The organism is Achromobacter sp. UBA5777, assembly GCF_002418565.1.
Classification (GTDB): Bacteria; Pseudomonadota; Gammaproteobacteria; order Burkholderiales; family Burkholderiaceae_B; genus Achromobacter; species Achromobacter animicus.
The window spans coordinates 1-3,574 of the sequence record NZ_DIEJ01000300.1 but is presented as its reverse complement, the minus strand read 5'-3'; the positions used below and the strand labels follow the sequence as shown (position 1 = coordinate 3,574).

General features: G+C 62.3%; 3 protein-coding genes and 1 pseudogene. All 4 read right to left on the bottom strand.

Annotation, left to right across the window (positions count from 1 at the left end):
• On the bottom strand, positions 1-807 hold an 807-nt coding region (locus B3446_RS26180), incomplete at its 3' end, for a translation initiation factor IF-2 associated domain-containing protein (RefSeq protein WP_291386846.1).
• Positions 808-904: 97 nt separating this feature from the next.
• Complete coding sequence (gene nusA / locus B3446_RS26175; protein WP_056322387.1) at positions 905-2,383, bottom strand: transcription termination factor NusA; 1,479 nt, start codon at positions 2,381-2,383, stop codon at positions 905-907.
• Positions 2,380-2,880: a ribosome maturation factor RimP gene (gene rimP, locus B3446_RS26170; protein WP_175124690.1), complete on the bottom strand. Its 501-nt coding sequence runs from the start codon at positions 2,878-2,880 to the stop codon at positions 2,380-2,382. The genes nusA and rimP overlap by 4 nt, the downstream gene beginning before the upstream one ends.
• A 496-nt stretch (positions 2,881-3,376) precedes the next feature.
• A pseudogene (locus B3446_RS26165) lies at positions 3,377-3,574 on the bottom strand (23S rRNA pseudouridylate synthase B); the annotation flags it as partial.

Here is a 3,574-nt window from a genome sequence, read left to right as displayed (position 1 = left end):
GGGCTTCACGGATTCGGGTTTCGCGGCAGGCTGCGCCTGGGCGACAGGCGCGGTGGCCTGGGAGGAAGATGTTTCGGACTTATTGGCTAGCACAGCAGGTTCCGGCTTGGCTTCTTCAGCCAGAGGCTCGGTGGTTTCAGTCTTGATTTCGGGCTTGGCCTCTTCGGCCACGGGCTCGGCAGGAGCAGGCGCCGGCGTCGGTTCGGGTTCAGGCTGAGCCTGGACTTCAGGCGCTTGGGCCTCGACGGGGGCGGGCGCTTCGGCCGCGACGGATTCGGTTGCCGCGGGCGCTTCTGCCGGGGCGGCGGCTTCGGCTGCGACGGGCTCCTGCTTCGGCGCTTCGGCCTGGGCGGGAGCTTCGGCCTCTACAGGCGCCGTTTCGCGAGCTTCAGCGGCGACAGGCGCCGCCGGAGCTGCGGGTGCAGCCGGTGCGGAAACCTGCGGAGCGGCGTCTGCCGCTACTTCTTCTTCGGGACGGGCCGAGGCGGCCTGTTCGGCAGCGAGTTCGGACGGGTCGCGCTTGACGAAGACGCGCTTCTTGCGCACTTCGACCTGAATCGTGCGCGAACGCCCGGTGGCGTCGGCTTGCCGGATCTCGGAAGTCTGGCGGCGCGTCAGCGTGATCTTCTTGCCTTCGGTTGCGCCGTGTGCGCGACGCAGCGATTCGAGCAATTTCGCCTTGTCGCTGTCGGTGACGGAGTCGTCGACCGATTTGAGGTCAACGCCAGCCGAACGCAGCTGATCCAGCAGCACGTTGGCAGGCATTTTCAGCTCGGTAGCGAACTGGGCGACGGTATTACTCGACATTAGGCTCTCTCTTCCCTATAGGCAGCTATTACAAACAACGTGAACTTGCGGTGGATGAAGCGGCTGCAGCGCCCACCGCAGACCCGTGTCCTTTTGGTTATTCTTCGTCGAACCAATGGGCGCGGGCACGCATGATGAGATCGCTGGCTTCCTGTTCGGTCAGACCGGCGATTTCCGCCAGTTCGTCCGTTGCCAATTCGGCCAGATCATCACGCGTATGCACTTGACGCTCGGCCAGCTTGGCGGCCAGTTCCGGCGTCATGCCTTCGAGTTCAAGCAAATCCTGTGCGGTCTCAAGGCGCTCTTCCTGGGCAATTGCCTCGGTCAGCAGCGCATTGCGGGCACGGGCGCGCAACTCGTTGATGGTGTCTTCGTCAAACGCCTCGATTTCCAGCAGTTCCTGCATGGGAACGTAGGCGATTTCCTCGATACCGGTAAATCCTTCGTCGATCAGGATGTCAGCGACTTCCTCGTCGACGTCCAGCTTGCTCATGAACGTGGTGCGCAGACCCGAACGCTCGACTTCCTGGCGGTTCAGGCTTTCTTCCGGCGTCATGATGTTGATCTGCCAGCCGGTCAGTTCGGACGCCAGGCGCACGTTCTGGCCCTTGGCGCCGATGGCCTTCGGCAGGTTTTCCTCGTCCACCACGACGTCCATCGCATGCTTGTCTTCATCGACGACGATGGATTCGACGTTGGCCGGCGCCAGCGCGCCGATGACGAACTGCGCGGGGTCTTCGGACCACAGCACGATGTCGACCTGCTCGCCGCCGAGTTCGTTGCGCACGGCGGTCACGCGCGAACCGCGCATGCCCACACACGTCCCGATGGGATCGATACGCTTATCGTATGCCACGACGGCGATCTTCGCACGCACGCCGGCATCACGGGCGGCAGCCTTGATCTCGAGCAGACCCTGCTCGATTTCGGGCACTTCATTCTCGAACAGCTGGCGGATGAACTCGGGCGACGTGCGCGACAGGATCACTTGCTGGCCACGCGCGGCGTGGTCAACACGCAACACGAAGGCACGGACGCGGTCCGCAACCCGCAGGTTTTCCTTGGGGATCATTTCGGAGCGCGGCAGGCGCGCTTCGATCTTGCCGGTTTCGACGATGGCGTCGCCCTTGTCCATGCGCTTGATCGTTCCGGACACGATGGTTTCACCACGGTCCAGGAAGTCGTTCAGCACCTGTTCGCGCTCGGCGTCGCGGATCTTTTGCAGGATGGCCTGCTTGGCCGCCTGCGCGCCGATACGGCCGAACTCGATGGGTTCGAGGGGCTCTTCGATGTACTCGCCTTCCTTGATGCCGGGGACGATTTCCTCGGCATCCGACAGCATTTCCTGCTTGTCGGGTTCTTGCAGACCGGCCTCGTCGGGCACGACCAGCCAGCGGCGGAAGCCTTCGTGGTCTCCCGTTTCCCTATCGATGGAAACACGAATGTCCGCATCATCCTTGAAGCGCTTTTTCATGGCCGAGGCCAGCGCACTTTCGAGAGCGCCGAACACGACGTCACGCGTGACGTTTTTTTCACGCGCCAAGGCATCGACCAACAGAAGAATTTCGCGACTCATCGCTTTTTGCCCTTGAAATCCAGAACGGGATCCAGTTTTGCACGCTCGATATCTTCGACCGTGAAATTCAACACCTGGACTTCGTTCTTTTTTGCCTCAAATTCGAGACCGAACACGGTCTTGTGCATCCCAGCAGCTGCGTCGGCTGCGGCCTCGTCTTCCGGCACGGTCAACGTGCCCGAGAAGACCTTGCGGCCGTCCAATGCCTCGCGCAGCTTGATTTCGATGCGCTCGCCTGCGAAACGGCGGAACTCGGCCTCGGTGCGCAGCGGGCGGTCAACACCCGGCGAACCCACTTCGAGGCGCTTGTAGTCGATGTTCTCGACCTCATAGACCCGCGACAATTGGCGGGACACCTGCTCGCAGTCTTCGATGCGCACACCGCCGACCCGATCGATCGTGACGCGCAAAAGGCCCAGGGCGGCACGTTCCACGTCGACAAGTTCGACGTCCATGCCGGCCAGAGCCTCTTCGGTCAATGCGAATAAATCAGCCATATACTCAAAAAAAATGGGCTGTACGCCCAGCCCACCGATATTGCACAGAGCCCAGCCGCTTCCCTACTACACGTAAGGAGCAATGCTGGGCAGTGCCCTATATTGCGACCTAATTTTTGGCTTGCGCCGCCCTGATTTCCCGACCCGGTGCCGAACCCGGCTTTCGCCGGACTTGGCTGGGTATTCAGGCGCCTGTGCGCCTTCCGCGAATGAGCGGCACGCGCCAAGGAGATTGCTGCAAACAGCGCCTGGCATCACGCCAACATGAGGCCAGCACAAGGCCGTGCGCCCGATCGGCACAAATGCAGCCGACGTGCTTTTTGCGGTAAAGCGCACTTAAAGAATCCAGTGCTTCCAGCAAAAAGCCATGACGCGAAGCCATGAAAACCATTGATTTTACCAGATAAACGGGAAAATCGCCTGATTCGTCACGGGCTTACGTTTATATGGGACGGATGCGGGGCGGCGGCGCAGTCTGCGGGCCGCCCTGCGGGGATCAGCGACCCTGACGTCCCCGGCCACCGCCCACGACACCCAACCGGGATTCATGAGCCGAAGCGCTGCGGGGTTGCCAATCGTCGCCACGCTGACCGCCGTCGGCGCGGGGGCCGCCACTACGCGGCGTACGCGGCTTGCCACCGGCGCCCGGACCCTTGTTGTTGCCGCCGGTGCGCGCGCCTTCGGCCTTGTTGCC